This window comes from Rhodothermales bacterium, assembly GCA_040221055.1.
GTDB lineage: Bacteria > Bacteroidota > Rhodothermia > Rhodothermales > UBA10348 > 1-14-0-65-60-17.
Map to the genome: position 1 here is coordinate 41,041 of JAVJVN010000013.1, position 15,460 is coordinate 56,500.

At 58.2% G+C, this 15,460-nt stretch carries 12 protein-coding genes and 1 tRNA gene; 4 read left to right on the forward strand and 9 right to left on the reverse strand.

All coding sequences use genetic code 11. The features are described 5' to 3' along the window. Positions 1 to 77: 77 nt before the first annotated feature. The 7 genes from RIE53_07250 to RIE53_07280 form a co-directional block, all read right to left on the reverse strand. The gene (locus RIE53_07250) at positions 78 to 1,139 is read right to left on the reverse strand and encodes a PAS domain-containing sensor histidine kinase (GenBank protein MEQ9104480.1); all 1,062 of its coding nucleotides are present in this window, start codon (positions 1,137 to 1,139) and stop codon (positions 78 to 80) included. A gap of 162 nt (positions 1,140 to 1,301) precedes the next feature. After that, positions 1,302 to 2,033: a SprT family zinc-dependent metalloprotease gene (locus RIE53_07255; GenBank protein ID MEQ9104481.1), complete on the reverse strand. Its 732-nt coding sequence runs from the start codon at positions 2,031 to 2,033 to the stop codon at positions 1,302 to 1,304. Then, the gene (locus RIE53_07260; GenBank protein ID MEQ9104482.1) at positions 2,030 to 5,200 is read right to left on the reverse strand and encodes a type I restriction endonuclease subunit R; all 3,171 of its coding nucleotides are present in this window, start codon (positions 5,198 to 5,200) and stop codon (positions 2,030 to 2,032) included. The genes RIE53_07255 and RIE53_07260 overlap by 4 nt, the downstream gene beginning before the upstream one ends. Then, positions 5,197 to 6,972, reverse strand: coding sequence for a DUF4209 domain-containing protein (locus tag RIE53_07265; protein MEQ9104483.1), 1,776 nt, complete (start codon positions 6,970 to 6,972; stop codon positions 5,197 to 5,199). Before RIE53_07265 ends, RIE53_07260 begins: the two co-directional genes overlap by 4 nt. Positions 6,973 to 6,984: 12 nt before the next feature. Beyond that, positions 6,985 to 8,334, reverse strand: coding sequence for a restriction endonuclease subunit S (locus RIE53_07270; GenBank protein ID MEQ9104484.1), 1,350 nt, complete (start codon positions 8,332 to 8,334; stop codon positions 6,985 to 6,987). A gap of 49 nt (positions 8,335 to 8,383) precedes the next feature. Then, entirely contained in the window at positions 8,384 to 9,952 is a 1,569-nt protein-coding gene (locus tag RIE53_07275; protein ID MEQ9104485.1) for a class I SAM-dependent DNA methyltransferase, read from the reverse strand. Positions 9,953 to 9,965: 13 nt separating this feature from the next. Then, positions 9,966 to 10,538, reverse strand: coding sequence for a restriction endonuclease subunit S (locus tag RIE53_07280; protein ID MEQ9104486.1), 573 nt, complete (start codon positions 10,536 to 10,538; stop codon positions 9,966 to 9,968). 338 nt (positions 10,539 to 10,876) lie between these two features. On the opposite strand from RIE53_07280, the gene RIE53_07285 reads away from it, so the two are divergent. Genes RIE53_07285 through RIE53_07300 form a run of 4 tightly spaced genes read left to right on the forward strand, consistent with a single transcriptional unit; the run spans position 10,877 to position 14,021 of the window. Next, positions 10,877 to 11,839: a CBASS oligonucleotide cyclase gene (locus tag RIE53_07285; GenBank protein MEQ9104487.1), complete on the forward strand. Its 963-nt coding sequence runs from the start codon at positions 10,877 to 10,879 to the stop codon at positions 11,837 to 11,839. 6 nt (positions 11,840 to 11,845) lie between these two features. Beyond that, positions 11,846 to 12,361 carry a hypothetical protein gene (locus RIE53_07290; GenBank protein ID MEQ9104488.1) on the forward strand — a complete coding sequence of 172 codons (516 nt, stop codon included), beginning with the start codon at positions 11,846 to 11,848 and terminating at the stop codon, positions 12,359 to 12,361. 17 nt (positions 12,362 to 12,378) lie between these two features. Next, positions 12,379 to 13,302: an ATP-binding protein gene (locus RIE53_07295; GenBank protein MEQ9104489.1), complete on the forward strand. Its 924-nt coding sequence runs from the start codon at positions 12,379 to 12,381 to the stop codon at positions 13,300 to 13,302. Then, entirely contained in the window at positions 13,299 to 14,021 is a 723-nt protein-coding gene (locus RIE53_07300; protein MEQ9104490.1) for a hypothetical protein, read from the forward strand. Before RIE53_07295 ends, RIE53_07300 begins: the two co-directional genes overlap by 4 nt. A gap of 257 nt (positions 14,022 to 14,278) precedes the next feature. On the opposite strand, the gene RIE53_07305 is transcribed toward RIE53_07300, so the two are convergent. Together RIE53_07305 and RIE53_07310 are read right to left on the reverse strand one after the other, a co-directional pair. After that, positions 14,279 to 14,351, reverse strand: a tRNA-Gln gene (locus RIE53_07305). A 116-nt stretch (positions 14,352 to 14,467) separates the two neighbouring features. After that, positions 14,468 to 15,421, reverse strand: coding sequence for a hypothetical protein (locus RIE53_07310; protein MEQ9104491.1), 954 nt, complete (start codon positions 15,419 to 15,421; stop codon positions 14,468 to 14,470). Positions 15,422 to 15,460 lie beyond the last annotated feature (39 nt).

A 15,460-nucleotide genomic window follows, 5' to 3' on the forward strand; every position in this document is an offset into this window, starting at 1 on the left:
GGCATTGCGGTCCTTCCTGGCCCGGCAAAAATCCGCCGGCATGGCTGGGGCCTCCTCGACTTCCAACTCACCCAGTTTCAGCCAGGGAGTTCAAGCGTGAAGGTCGTGCCCTCGCCGACCGTGCTTTCCACGGAAATCGATCCACCCAGCCGCTCCAGATGTCGCTTGACCAGGTACAGGCCGACTCCCTTGGCATCGGGATGGTCGTGGAACGTCTGGTTCAACCGGAACAACTTGTTGCCCATCCGCTCCAGATCCAGTCCCCGGCCGTTGTCCGACACCACAATCCGGCCCGGCGCGCTGCGGATGGATACGACAGGCGGAATGTCCGGGCGCGCATATTTTACCGCGTTCGATATCAGGTTCAGGAAGATGCTCTCCATGGAGGAGCGGTGGAACCGGACGGAAGGGGCCTGCGAAAAGTCCGCGTGGATGGTTGTCTCCGATCGTTCCAGCAGGTTGGCGATGCTCGTCCGGACCAGGTTGAGGCACGACGCCAGGTCGACCTCTTCCACGGTGGCGCCCGTCGACGACGCATCGCTGAGCATATCCAGATAGCGGGACAGCGAGAGGTGGATGTTGTGCCCGGATTGCTTCAGCATCCCGATCAAATCCCGGGTCTCCCCCTCGGGCAGCGTCTCCACATCAATCAAATCGAACGCCATGATCAGGCTGGATACGGGTGACCGCAGGTCATGCGATGCGACCAGGCTGAGCTGGGTCAGATCCCGGTTGGCGTTCTGGAGGTCGGCCAGCAACGCCGTCCGTTCGAACTCGAGCTGTTTCCGATGCGTCACGTTCTTGGCGATGGCGAAGATGCGTTCCGCCGATTGGATGGCCTTGGCCGTCCAGGACAGCCAGACAATCTCACCCTGCTTCGTGACGTACCGGTTCTCGAAGTGGAACAGGGTTTCCGACTGCAGGACGCGCTGACGGGATTGGACCGTGGCTTCCTGGTCGCTCTCGAACACGAAGCTGTCAATGGGCCGGGCGTACAGCTCTTCCTCCGTATAGCCGAGTGTTTCGCATACGGCGCGGTTCACTTTCCTGAAGTAGCCGTCGAATCCTGCAATGAAGCACAGGTCGGCCGACAGTTCGAAAAACTGCCGGAAATCGAGGTCGCGTTCCTGTTGGGTCATGAGGAAATGGGTGACCAGTGTAGCCTTGAAAGATACACACACAAAACCCCGTGATCACGATCTCCGATCCACAATCGAGTGGTCACCTGTAGCGGCGTCTCGTCGCTTTCGCTTCACGCCAATAGTACAGGGCCTTTGACCATTTCACCCGACATGGCTCAGCTAGAACTGCACCTGCTCCAGCTGTTCCTTCCGCCTTCTCCAGTCCGGCAGCACACGGTCGAGAAGCTGGTAAAAGGCTCGGCCGTGGTGGGGGTGAATGATGTGGCAAAGCTCGTGGATCACGACGTAGTCGATGCAGTAGGTCGGCGCGAGCACGAGCCAGCGATTCAGCATGATGCGATTGGTCGGGGTACAGCTCCCCCATCTCCGCTTCATCACCCGCACGACGAGTTCGGGGTCGCCGATCCCGTACCGGCGCATCTGTGCGACCGCCTCCACAAAGCGATGGTGGAGGTGACGACGGGCCGCTTCAGCGTACCACGCCTCCAGCAGTACCCGAGTATGTTCCGGTACGTTCGGCAGGTTGGTATGCACCTCGAAGAAGCGGCCGATGAGCTTCACTGCTTCCAACGTCGCGTCGGCCCGTACGATCTTCAGCCGGTACTGTCCTCCCAGATACCGGTGCGTTTCGCCGGAAACGTATTCCTTCTCCATCAGCGGCTGGACGAATGTGGCAAAACGGCGCTGCTGGTGCGTAATCCACCGCGCCCGTCGTTTTATGCGACTACGTATAAATTCACTATCGGCGTCAAGCGGCGCCCGCACCACGACCCGTCCGTCCGGATGCACGGCGATGCCGAGCGTGGTGCGCTTCGCCGGCACCACGTGAAAGGTGAGCTGGCGGCTGCCGTAGGTCACCTCGTCGTTATAGGGGTGCTGGATCGCACTCATCGGCTGGACTGACTCTTTGCAATCCGTATGGCTTCGTCAAGAATGCGGTCGACCCGGTCGAACCCATTCGGCTCATCGACGTCGATCAGGCCTGACTCGATAAGGAAATCCTCGACATCGCTGCGCATCTGCTTCTCGATGTCTGGGTTGCGCTGCCAGTCGACTATTTTGTGAACATCTACGCGCTTGTCCATCTCAAGCGCAGCATGGGCGAGGCGCTTGCGGTCCGCTGCGACACCGTCACCACCTGCCTGGCCAAGGACTTCGCCGAGCACATTGAAAAACGCCCGCGCCTCGGGCCGGCCGTGGAGCACGCGGGGCGTGTCTTCACCGGCGCGTCCGTGGGCCTGTGCTTGAAGGTCCTGCACGCGATTGAGGTAATCGACGGCGCTCAGGCGGTCCTGGTGATACTCCTCGATCGCCTGCAGGATGAGCTTTGAGAGCTTCTCGAAAAGGACTGGGTCTTCATCCATCCGCTCGGACAGCTCCTTCTTCGTCTTATGAGCGATCTCGTCCGCCTGCGAGGCCATGGCCGACGCGGGCGAGCGGTGCTCAATCTGTACGGCCAGCGCCTCGCGGTCAAAAATGTTGACGCGGTCGACAATCTGCTCCACCTCGTCAACGGCGATGTGGCGGTGAAGCAGCTTGTCGACGCGCCGCTCGTACTCCTTGAAGTCGACGACCTCATGATATCGTATCCGGACAGACCTCCGAAGAGCCTGGAAGAACTTGGCATCCTTCATGTAACGCTGCCGCACGACCGCCGGGAAGACTTCGTCCTCGAAGAAATATTGGGACGAGACGGAAAGGTGGAGTGTCTTGGAGAACCGTGCAAGCCGCTCATAGAAGTCGTCTCGCCGCTCCTTGTCCTGCAGGTGCCGCTCAAGCGACTCGATGTCGTTCTTGTTCTCAACGGCATCGAAGAGCTGCAGAAGGTCAGTGTGGTATTGGCCCAGCTTGCCGATCTCGTGCCGCACGCTGGCGAGGGCATCGCCGAGATCACGGGTCAGATCCTCCTGGTCAAAGCCGGAGAGAGCCGTGTAAGACGTCAGGGCCTGATCCAGTTCTTCGAGAATGCCCCAGTAGTCGACGATGTATCCGAAGTCTTTGCCGGGGTACAGCCGGTTGACGCGGGCGATGGCCTGAAGAAGAGTGTGCTCCCTCAGGCTCTTGTCGATGTAGAGGACCGTGTTCCGCGGAGCGTCGAAGCCCGTCAGCAATTTACTTACGACTATGAGCACCTCGACGCCCGGATCGTCGTCGTGGAAGCTCTGGAAGCGCTCGATCTGGAACTTCTCATACTCCTCGCCGTCATTTTGGAACCGCTCCTCGACGTGATCCCGCCAGAAATCGATCACCTCCTGCTTCGGATCCTCGTCGTCATCGTTGTCCTCGCGCTGGTCCGGCGGGGACATGACGACAGCGGCATTAACTCGCCCGTCCTGCTCGAAGAGCTTCAACGCACGGACGGCTGCCGACCTGCTGGGGACTACAAACTGGGCCTTGAAGCCGGTTCCTTGCCAATTCTCGACGTAGTTGTCGATCAGGTCGAAGACGACTTCCTCAAGAGTCGGTTGCGTCTCCTGTAGGCGCTTCTTTGTCGTCGCCTTCCGCTTGAGATCGGCCGTCTGCTCGTCCGTGAGCGGCTCGGCCACGCGGTCGAAGGCGCGGTCGAGTGGCTTCGCATAGACGAACTGGCGCGCCTCTCGCTGCTCGTACAGGAGCGGGACGACGGAGCCGTCCTCTACAGCCTGATCCATGGTGTACGGCTCACCGATGATGCCGCCGAACTTGCGGGCCGTGTTCTTTTCCTCCTGGAGGAGCGGGGTGCCGGTGAAGGCGATGAGGGAGGCGTTCGGCACGGCCTTCCGCATTAGCGCGTGAAGCGAGCCGTACTGCGTTCGGTGCGACTCGTCGATGAGGCAGAAGAGGTTCTCGTAGGTGCTCTGCGCCTTCTCGCGCTCCACGGCCGTCTTGAACTTGTTGATGAGAGTAGTAACCACCTCCATGCGGTCATCCTCAATCAACTCGGCGAGCTGCGCGCCGCTCTTGGCATGGACCGGCTCCTTGCCGCAGTGGCGCAGCGTGTTGGTGATCTGCCGGTCGAGATCCTTCCGGTCTGTGACGACGATTACGCGCGGGTTCTTGACATCGTCGGCCAGTGCCAGGGCCTTCGTGAGGAAGACCATCGTTAGGCTCTTGCCGCTGCCCTGAGTGTGGTAGATGACACCCCCCTTGCGGCGGCCGTGCTCGTCCCGCATCCGCACGCGGTCCATCACCGACTTCACGGCGAAGTACTGCTGGTAGCGCGCCAGCTTCTTCTCGCCGGCGTCGAATACGACGAAGCCGTAGGTCAACTCCAGCAGCCGCTCAGGGCGGCACAGCGCCCACATCGCCCGGTCCTGCTCCGTCGGTAGCCGGTCCTCACCTGCGGCCGCCAAAAGGGCGCTCACGGCCTCCTCGGCCTCCGGCTCCCTCCATCTGGCCCAGAACTCCCCCTTTGTACCAACTGTCGCGTACAGCAGCTCATTGGGCTGCACCGAGAGGATGATCTGCGCGTAGTAGAACAGGTCCCGGATGTGCTCGGGCCTCTGGTAAGAAATGAGCTGGCGAAGACCGGCCGTCACGGATTCGTTTTTGTCTCGGCGCTTGCATTCGATGACGACGAACGGGATGCCGTTGACGAAGAGGACGAGGTCGGGCTTCTTGCCGCGCTCCCGGCCCTCGACATAGAACTCGGGGACGACATGATAGACGTTGCGCTCCGGGCGCTCCCAGTCGACATAACGGAGAGGGTAGCTCTTGCGGTCGCCCTCAATGTCCTGTTCCAGGCTCTTGCCTAGCGTGAGCAGGTCGTAGACGTATTCATTGGTGTGGACAAGTCCGCCCAAGGGCGGTGTCCGGAGGGCCTCAATGGCTTCGTGGATGTTGCCGTCGGAAAAGTCGTAATGGCGGCCCTTGTATTCGATCTGGTTCAGGCGGCGGAGCTGCGCGTCGAGAACGCTGCGCAGGAGCACCTCGCTCGTCGAGCCGCCACGGGAACCCAGAGCTTCCTCGGGTGAGAGGAACGTATAGCGCAGCCGCTGATCCTGAGAGATGTGCTGGAGCAGGCGGATCGCCGGCGCCTGGGAGTCATCCCATTCAGCGTAGTTTGTCGTCGTGCTCATGTCTGTTCCTCGCGATCACTGCGGCCTTCCGCAGCATCTTTCCACAGAAAACACACTCGCAGTACAAGCCACCAGGCATAGACGGCTCGGTAGCTGTAGAAGTCCTCGTCCGACATCAACCCATGGCCGAACTTGTTGCGTAGGTTATCGCCACTACCAAGGGCCAGCAGGCCTTGCAGGTCGCATACCATATCTTCACCAAGCATCTCGATGAGCTGCGGTCTAAAATTCTCATTTTCGAGCAGCATGATTAAGCTGCGCTCGTCCTTAATTCCCGAGGTGTTGAGGCCTGTCGAGATCACTCCCTTCTGCCTCAGCAAGTGCCGCAACGACTCTTCGACATGTGGAACGAGGAGTGCGGTAGCAACCATGAAGTCGGCTTGGAGACCGGCGTGGAGGCCACGCATGAACGTGCGCACTCGGCGTGTGGGAACAAACGGGTTCAAAGTCACCAGCGCCTGGAATGCCTCCAGGCCTGCACTATGATGAAACAGAATCTGCCGACGGGTAGGTTCGACATGGTTGACCACGATATCTGCCCGGCGGAACGAAGCCTCCGAGTGTACCTCGTGTTCGAGGGCCGCAACTTCGTTCTCGAACGCCGAAGGCTTCATCGCCACTGTCCGCCCCATCCTATCCACCGCCCGTGCTCGGATGAACATCGTAAGCGGACTTATCTCAGCCACTTCTCGCAGCTCTTGCTCCAGCAGTGCTCGACTGGGAGATGTCGCCAAATAGGCAAGCTCCGCCAGAACTTCCTCAGCAGGCATGTTGGCGAAATGTCGCCTCACGCTCTCAATTTCCTCAGACATCGCAAGGCACCGAAGAATCATGCCGAACTCCTTCGTCATCTTCCCCTGCGCTGCTCTCAGCAGACGCTTTAGTTCGTCTCTGCGGTCATCGAAACCGGGAAGATCTCGATAGGCCTTGTATGCACGCTTGTAGCAGGAGGCCACACTCATCTGGGTGGGCGCAGTTTCTGCTTTCTTCACCCAGCACTCGGCAGCCTCGATCCCAACGGCGCGCTCAGAATCGGAATCGCCGCTCCGGCGGTGGCATATCGCGGCCGTTTTCCAAAAGGCTTTCGCTGTCCACAGGTTGCGCTCCGTTTCGAGGAACCGGGCATTCTCCTCTGCGTGCGCTGCCAGCACAGCCGGCTTGCCAAGCCGGTATTCAAGCTGTAACTTGGTCAACGCGGAGGACAGATCAGTTGGATCACTTCCGCTCTTCGTCGAGTTGACGTCTCCAACAACGGCCTCGCACTCCTTTAGCTTCTCGGCATTTTTCAGCCGGGCGGCGATATCCAAGGCACGCTCGAACCGACGCATGGACGCCGTCGGTTTGGCGTCTACGAGGCGCTGGGCTCTCTCGAGGTACGACGATGCCCCTGTCTGCCATGTGTAATGCCCACCTTTCCGCCGTAGCCATAGCACGTCCGCTACGCGCGCGCATAACTCGGGATCACCAATGCTGGGAGCCAGCCCGACCAACGATCGTAAAGCCTCATCGCTGAATTCTTCGATATGCGGTAGCTGCCCAGGATGTTCAGCGAATACCGTCTGTGAGTCACCATGGGCAAGCCACATCCCGCTTGCAGCCTTCAGAAGCGTGTATATGGCTTCGCCCGCGTCATCGCTACTTACGTGCAGCTCACGGCGGCGCTTGCCGAACGCCTTGATGTAGTGTCTGCACAACGGTTCAGCGCACCCTTCAAGTGCAGCCAGCCAATCATATTTGGCGAAGTCCTCGGCCGAAAGGATTCGGTTAATCATGAGGCGTTCGATTTATGAGGCGACCGAAGTTTGGATGTCTCTATTCATAGACCGAAGCTTCACCCGCACCTCACCAGTTATCAGGCGATGCATCAGCCCCTTCTTTTGCTTCAGAAGGACAGTACGTTCGTGACGGCGGAGCTCAAGTTCGGCAGTCGCAGCGTCGAGGACGTTTGCGATCTCCTTTTGCTCGTCCACCGACTTTGGGATCGTCAACTCGATCTGCTTGAAGCTGGAAAACTTCAAGTTCAGCGTGTCGGAAACGAGACCCTGTGAGTACCTCAGGAATCGGTGAACGACGGTGGGCGATTTAAACAGGTGGGCGGCAAAACGGACGTCGATCCCTTTCTTGGCCACGCAGACGGTGTAGGCCGGGCTGACTATGCCGTCTTCGGACGAGACGGCCGACACCCCCTGCCACATACGCATCGTGTTATAGGCGATATCGCCTGGCGCCACGCGCAGGTAGTTCGATTTGTCGGACGCGGAAATGTCGCGGCGGTCTAGTGTGTCCTGCCGCACGATCCCATGCTCCCCAGAAACGGACAGTAACGGGAGATCTCCTCGATTGCACTCTTTTCGCTGTCGGAAAACCTGTCCGAGCTTGACCACGTGCCATGCCTCGTCTGCGTACGCCGGTAGCCTCACCTCACCCGTTAGCATGCGTTGGGCGAGACCCCTCAGTCGCTGTTCCTTCATGGCAATAAGTGCGTCAAGCTGCGCTAGCGCCTCGTCCCAGGCGCCGAGGATAAGGGCGATCTTGCGCTGCTCGCGGTACGGTGGCAACGCGACGATATACTCAGCTAACTCTACTCGATTGATTTTGGGGATTCCGCTACGCACCGACACAGACTCTGCAAACGCTGAAAAACGTTCTCCTAGGAGTACGCCTAATATGAATCCTGGTGACACGCTTTCCTTCGCCCTCAGCGGATACATGTCCGCACTACAAAGCCCATCGAAGTCAACCAGCGTGGCCTTTCGTAAATATGGACGGATCTTGCAGTAAACAATGTCTCCTGAATTGAAGAGGTATTTGCCACTCGATGCCCCTTGTTCTCCTGCCGTAACTCGTTTAAGGAGGCGGCCCGTGCCACTCTCCACGTGATCTGGTGCCACTAATACCATTGATATATAGGGCTCTTTCTTAGGATCGACTTGCCCGCTAGCAATGTCAACGGCTTTAAGGAGAGGCGTGAGTGTCCAATCACTAGGCAGCCAGCCAAGTTGTTTTACCTTTCGGAAATCGGGACGTTCTTCGGTTTCAGAGTCCGCTTCCTTAGCAAGCGCCTGATGGTGGTCTTCAGACGCTGGCGTCGAATCGAGAAGGGTTGTCTGTCGCTTTTTCGTGTTGTCGCTCATCGTGTTGCTGATCCTTTCGTTCCAGACGCCCCTTGTCGGATCCCGTCATTCATGTGGGAAGCCCTAGCTCCTGTAGGTAGCCGTTCAACTTCCGCCGGGTATCACCTAGCTTCTCCTCCAACTCACGTATCATGATGGCCACAGCCTCCAAGTCGACCGGCTCCTCCGGCTCGAACGTATCCACATAGCGAGGGATGTTAAGGTTGCAGTCGTTCTCCTCGATCTCGGCCCGCGAGGCCTTGTATGCGTACTTCTCCACCATCTCGAAGTCGGGATCACGCTCGTAGGCCTGGTAGGTCTCGACGATACGCTTGATGTCCTGCCGACGAAGCACGTTCTGGGTGCCGCGATCATCGAAGTCCCGCGAGGCGTCAATGAAGAGCACGTCCCCATGCTCGCGTCCCTTCCTAAAGATGAGGATGGCGGCCGGGATGCCCGTCCCGTAGAAAAGTCCCTCGGGCAGTCCGATGACCGCCTGTAGCAGGTTTGCCTCGATAAGGCTCCGGCGAATTTTGCCTTCCGCGCCTCCGCGGAAGAGGACGCCATGCGGCACGATGACGCCCACGCGGCCCGTCGCCTCCTTCATCGAGGCGATCATGTGCAGCAGGAAGGCGAAATCGCCTTTCGACTTCGGCGGCATGCCGTGCTTCGTGAACCGCTTGAACGGATCCTTCTGCACATCTCCATACCCCCATTTCTTGAGTGAGAACGGCGGATTGGCTACCACGATGTCGGCCTTCAGAAGCTGGTCGGCCTCCTTCAGTTTCGGGTCGCTGATGGTGTCGCCGGCCTCGATCTGTGCCCCATCGACGTTGTGGAGGAACATGTTCATCTTGGCCAGTGCCCATGTCGAGCGGTTGTTCTCCTGGCCATAGATGGCGAAATCGTTCGACGACTTCTTGTCCGGATGCAACTCCTTGTCCGGGTGGCGCAACTCGTCGGCCACTGTAATTGCGAGGGAGCCCGAGCCGATCGTCGGATCATAGATGCGCTCGCCGGGCTGCGGGTCGAGCAGCAGTGCCAATAGCTTCGAGACCTCCTTCGGTGTGTAAAACTCGCCGCCCTTCTTGCCCGAGTCCGAGGCGAAGCGGGAGATAAGATACATGTAGCCGTCGCCGATGACATCGGCCATGCCCGTGTCGCTCGTGTCGGTGAAAGCCGAGAAGTTGAGTGCCGGGTCGGAGAAGTCGTCGAAGAGGCTCTTCATGCGTCGGTTACGAGCCTTCGTCTCACCCAGGTTTGGCTCGCTGTTGAAATCGATGTTGCGGAACACGCCCTCCAGCTTCTGCTTGTTGGCGTCCTCGATCGCCTGTAAGGCTTTGTTGATCTTGTCTCCCAACTCCGCGTCGTTCCGGTGCTCATCGCGTACGTAATAGAAGGAGGTCCCCTCCGGCAGCACGAACCGGTCACGCTCCAGCTTCCGGCGGATGAGCGTCTCATTGTCGCCGTACTTCTCGCGCAGCTCCCGTTCGTGTCTGGCGTGGATGTCGGAGAGATACTTCCAGAAGAGAAAGACGAGAATGTAATCCTTGTACTGCGCCGGGTCTACGGTGCCACGAAAGGTGTCGCATGCACTCCAGAGCGCATTGTTGATCTTGTCTTGATCCGGACCGGGCATGGTGATTTCGACTCTATGGTTGATGAATTCGTTCGAGCAGTAGCGTGTCTGTAAACAGACGGCGCATTTTCAGGAGCTGACGAGTAAGTTGATGTTCCACTTCTGAGAGGCGGGCCACTTCGGAAACTTTCTCCTGGACCTCAAGAGGCGGAAGGGGAAGCTCCAGGCTTCCAAGTGCGTCCCGGCGCAGCATCTTTACGGACACCCCTCCACGCAGCGCCTCGAAATATGCCTGCGCAATAGGCTGATTCAGATACCAGGCCAGGTATCCCGGCAACACGACCTCTTCACGCAGAACAAGCTGCCGGGGTCGTGGGCGAAGGAGATAGAAGGTGGAACTGGCAACCACGTTGTCGGGCAAATGCCCAAAATGGTACGCACGGTTCCGCGGACCATAGGCAACGAAAAGGACGGACCTATCGTCCACCACGTGATACTCACGCGGACTAATATCACTGACCAACGGCAACTCCTCTGCCGTTACCTCGCCGGAAGAGCCGATGCTGCTCGGCTGAAGGATCCGGAACTTTCCTTCAGGATCGTGCTCGATCCTTCCGCGGAAAAAAAATCCCGGCTTGATCGACACGAGTGAAGCCAATTTATGATGGTGACTCATCGGCCGTGGGTATGTAGGCTTCGATGGGTGCGAAGAACGCTTCGCGAATTTTTCTCATACCAGCAAGATCGGCATTTAGGGTGCATGAACGGCGAAAGTCGTTGCGACTATAACTGCACTATCGACATACTGTGCTAATTCAGGGAACCACTCTTGCTGCAGTATCATAATAGTGCACTAAAGATGGAGACACAAGCAGGTGCCGCCCGTACTGGATCTAAGCCTGAAAAATAGTCTTCCCGGCATAACATGAGCGCATCACACAGTCAGTATTCGTTCAACGCACCCATAGAACTATAGGCCCTCCCATGTCCCGTACACATGTTGATCACAGCACCATAGCCCGGTTCGCACAAGAGCGGGTCAACTTACCGCGCGAGAAGGCGAACGAGTACCGCGCACAGGTTCGACGGCTTCGTGAGAAGCTTGAGACTTACCTATCGGAACACCCGGATTTTTCCCTTCGGAAGATGCTCCTGTCGGGCAGCCTCGCGAAGAGTACGGCGCTTCGTACGCTCAACGACATAGACGTCGCTTGCTACATCACAGGTACCGATGCGCCACATGACGTACCGGCCCTTCTCGACTACTTGGCTGAACGACTGCGCAACGCGTTCCCGAACTTCAACCCCGATCAGGTACAGCCCCAGACGTACTGCGTGAAGGTGTCCTTCCGCGGATCCGGTCTCGATGTCGACGTCGTGCCCATTCTGTACGACGGAGATGCGGACTGGTACGGCAACCTTGTCAGCCAAGAAGACGGATCCTTCCTCGAAACGAGCATACCCCGTCATATTGAATTCTCGCTCAAGAGGCGAAAGGCCCACGAGGATTTTTCGCAGGTAGTCCGATTGGTCAAGTTTTGGGTGCGCAAGGAGAAGCGAGAACGAGACGGGTTCCGTTTCAAGTCATTCATGGTCGAACTCATCCTCTCGCATCTAGCCGATCATGGTCAGGACTTCTCCGACTACCCTGAGGCCATGCAGGCGTTCTTCACGTACGTAGCTCGCTCCGATATGCGGGAGCGCATCGTCTTCGAGGACTACTACAAGGCGTCCGCCGTAGGTGCGTACTCTGACCCGGTCCAGATCATTGATCCCGTCAATCCCTGCAACAATGCGAGCTGCCTGTACACTTCCGCACAAGCCGATGCGATCGTGGATGCAGCTCTCGACGCGGGCGATGCTATTGATGCCGCCCTTACGGCTCCCACGAAGCAAGAGACAGTCTACTACTGGCAAAAAGTACTCGGCACCACCTTCTCCGCCTGAACCGACATGAGCTACAGCTATACTCTTTCAAATACCACCACATTCACCGTCACCCATGCTCGCCACATGGCAGCAAAGGTGGCCGCTGACCTGAAGCGGCTGGAACGCTTCTACGGGAAGCCCAGTGATACTGACATCGCCAACTACGAAGCAGAAATCATTGCCCTCCTTAAGGCCGGATACCTCAATGAGGTGACGTACGGGTTCAAGCGCGGCGGCCTGTGGATCGAGCCGACACTCCGTTACTCGGCAGCCGACCTGAACGGCGATACGGCATTAGATGATGATCCAGGAAGGGTGCGTCCCGGCGCCAATGTGAGCGGTGCCGCCTTCTACAGCTTTCTCAGCTACGACTCGTCCTGGTTTTCACTGAGCCAGGATGAGCGGGAGAGATTCAGGAAGACCCTATCGGTCGTTCGCACCACCGCGGAAGAACCCGAAGTAGATGGCTACATGAGTCCAGACCGTACGTACTCGGCCGGAGGGCGTGCACTTAACCGTTTCACCGTAAGGAGTTATTAATGATCAACAAGCTTCACATGGACGACCTATTCGAGCAGCACGTCGTCTACCCCGACCCCGACGCACGAGATCGGCTCAATCGTCTCATTGGTCTTGACGAGCACAAGGCACGTCTCGGCAAGATCTTGAGCCTGCTCGTCAACCCCGGTGGCATGGCGCGGTGGGCCACCGAACACCACCCCAACGCAGTCGGCCTCCTGGAAGGCGTTTTGAGACGCCCCCCGCTGGTCGTCCTGTCTGGCGACGTAGGAGCTGGAAAAACGGAGCTGGCCTCCACAATCGGAGATGCCGTAGCAAGGCTGGAGGACATTGACGTCACACTCTTTCCTTTGAGCCTTGCAACGCGCGGCCAGGGACGCGTCGGCGAGATGACGCAGCTCTTGGCAGCCGCCTTCGACTACACGGTCGAACAGGCCGCAAGATTGAAGACAACCTCAGGAAAAGCGCGAGGCGCTGTTCTACTTCTAGTAGACGAAGCCGACGCGATCGCTCAATCTCGCGAGAACGCTCAGATGCACCACGAGGACCGGGCTGGCGTCAATGCCTTTATCCGCGGAATTGATCGGATCGGTGACGCACGCCTCCCTGCTGCCGTTATAATGTGCACGAATCGGCTGAGTGCACTGGACCCTGCTATCAAACGCCGAGCAGCAGACATTCTGACCTTTCGTCGCCCCGGTGAAGACCAGCGTCGAGCTGTGCTGGGTCGTCTACTGACCGGCCTCAAATTCGGGAAAGATGACATTCAAAAATTGGTTAACGCGACAGGGATTCTCACAGACCGTCCATACGGATTCACATTTTCAGACATCACGCAGCGCTTGATTCCTGCGATAGTCCTTGATGCGTATCCCACTGAGCCGGTACGCCCCTCCCGTGCCCTCGAAATCGCCCACACGTTAGTTCCGACCCCTCCATTCAACGATGGTCTATTACCATGAACTGGTCTCTCCCAAAACTGCTGTCTAGCCTTCATGAAGACATCCATAACCGACTGTATACGGTTCGGAGCAGTATCGCACATCCGACTGCCAAAGGGGACGGTAGCGAGAATGTCTGGATCGGGTTGCTGAATAAATACTTGCCTAGGCGCTACTGTGCCACAAGTGCTTTCGTAGTGGATAGCAAGGGGACATTCAGTGAGCAGGTTGACGTCGTGGTGTACGATCGACAGTTCTGTCCGCTCATCTTCGAGTACGAGGGAACAACGGTTGTGCCAGCTGAAAGCGTTTATGCTGTCTTCGAGGCGAAGCAGGAGGTCGACGCCAACCAGATACAGTATGCCCAGGCCAAGGCTGCGACCGTACGTCGTCTCTACCGAACCAGCCTGCCCATTCCACATGCAGGAGGAAAATATGACCCGAAACCGCTCAACCGAATCATAGCCGGTATCCTGACCCTTGACAGTTCCTGGAACCCCCCCTTTGGGGCTTCAATGCTGACTTCCTTAAAAAAGGGCACTCACGATGAACAAATCGATATCGGATGCGTCGCCTCGCATGGCTACATGGTTCTTGACCCCGTTACCGGCTCCTATTCGTTCGAGACGGGTGGCAAGCATGCGACGGGGTTTCTACTCAGGCTGATTACGATGCTGCAGGTGAGCGCGACAGTGCCAATGATTGACGTGCAGGCTTATGCCGCTTGGTTGGACGGATAACCTCCTAAACCCAATAGCATTGCCTCGGCTTTTTGGGAAACGGAATCCAAGCTGTTGTCAGACGTCATGTTGTACCCACGTATTTAGGTCAAAACCAGACCCTTTCGCGGCACATTTCTACTCAGTTTGTGACAGGGTGTCGGGACAATATCGTAATAGCGGCTTCTTCTTCATCACGCTCTCGCTCTCAGGTGCCGCCTACACAGGCAAAAAGCAGCGCGCCGCGCAGGTCCGTTGGACCCGCGCGGCGCGCCGTGTTGCCCCACCAGGATTCGAACCTGGAACCTCTTGATTCAGAGTCAAGCGCTCTGCCAATTGAGCTATGGGGCAGAAGAGCTGAAATTAAGGCGCGTGTAAGCGAAAACCAATCTGCTGGTTTCCTCGGCCGGTCGTCTTAGCCGGTTTTTGACGCGCCTCCCGGACCGCGCCAAGCCGGCTGACACCTGCTACCGATCCTGGAAGTCCCTTTTCATTGCGGCATTGAACCGGGCGAGTTGATCCGCAATCGGCTCCATTCCCTTTGCGGCACGGCGTTCGTCCACGTGTTCGGGGTCTGTCATGGGTTGGGGAACGTACTCGCCGGAGCGTTCATCCAGCATCATTTGTGTACCGTACACCTGTGGGCGGCCGGACTCCAACTCGGTCCGGTCGAGTGATGGCGCATATTCGTACCAGTCGGCTTCGCCGGCCTCGCACGCTCGCTTCATGACGGGAAGGATCTGGAGGCGCATTTCGAGATCCATGTGCGTCAGTGTATTGGCCGCGGCGAACGCGGCTTCCTCACCGACGGTGGAAAGGGGGGGCCAGCCTCCGTCGTCAAGGATGTCCAGGAGAACAGCTTGGTTCTTTTCATGCCGTTTGCCCATGGCATGCGACAGCAGAGTCAGGACCGGGGACTGACCGGCGCTCTGTCGGAACAGGAGCATCATGTGGTAGCGCCCAACCCACTCGTTTCGGCGCATCCGGAACAGTTTTCGCGCCAGTTCGCGGTCAAAAACGCCGGACACCTGCATGGAGAGCCGATCGAGCATGGTCTGTTCTATGTGCTCCCAACGGGGGTCCTCGGTCATGAAATAGAGATCGGGGTCGTACAGGACGCGCATGGACTCCATGGCCGGCAGGGCTTCCTCCAAGTGTTTGAAGGCCGGATCGAGATAGTCGAGGTGCAGCGCATAGGTGGAAGCCAATGCATATGAAATGCCCTCTTCTCCGCCGCGTTCATCCGGCCGTGTCTGATCATACACCTCGGTGTAGGCATCGACGGCGGCAAGCAGGTCGCCGGCAGCCCGGAGGCTGTCGCCGACGGCACGGCTTTGGGCAGCGGAGGAGAGGACAAAGGACGGAAAGAGCAGCACGACCAGGAAGGACACGCTGAATAATGGGGTTCGGAAGTGGGACATGGGCGCGTACGGGTTGATTTCCGGTCAACCTAGCCACAC

Bases quoted from the DNA above. Each gene is read 5' to 3' on its own strand.
- RIE53_07250 (MEQ9104480.1), bottom strand. From the start codon at position 1,139: ATGACCCAACAGGAACGCGACCTCGATTTCCGGCAGTTTTTCGAACTG.
- RIE53_07255 (MEQ9104481.1), bottom strand. From the start codon at position 2,033: ATGAGTGCGATCCAGCACCCCTATAACGACGAGGTGACCTACGGCAGC.
- RIE53_07260 (MEQ9104482.1), bottom strand. From the start codon at position 5,200: ATGAGCACGACGACAAACTACGCTGAATGGGATGACTCCCAGGCGCCG.
- RIE53_07265 (MEQ9104483.1), bottom strand. From the start codon at position 6,972: ATGATTAACCGAATCCTTTCGGCCGAGGACTTCGCCAAATATGATTGG.
- RIE53_07270 (MEQ9104484.1), bottom strand. From the start codon at position 8,334: ATGAGCGACAACACGAAAAAGCGACAGACAACCCTTCTCGATTCGACG.
- RIE53_07275 (MEQ9104485.1), bottom strand. From the start codon at position 9,952: ATGCCCGGTCCGGATCAAGACAAGATCAACAATGCGCTCTGGAGTGCA.
- RIE53_07285 (MEQ9104487.1), top strand. From the start codon at position 10,877: ATGTCCCGTACACATGTTGATCACAGCACCATAGCCCGGTTCGCACAA.
- RIE53_07290 (MEQ9104488.1), top strand. From the start codon at position 11,846: ATGAGCTACAGCTATACTCTTTCAAATACCACCACATTCACCGTCACC.
- RIE53_07295 (MEQ9104489.1), top strand. From the start codon at position 12,379: ATGGACGACCTATTCGAGCAGCACGTCGTCTACCCCGACCCCGACGCA.
- RIE53_07300 (MEQ9104490.1), top strand. From the start codon at position 13,299: ATGAACTGGTCTCTCCCAAAACTGCTGTCTAGCCTTCATGAAGACATC.
- RIE53_07310 (MEQ9104491.1), bottom strand. From the start codon at position 15,421: ATGTCCCACTTCCGAACCCCATTATTCAGCGTGTCCTTCCTGGTCGTG.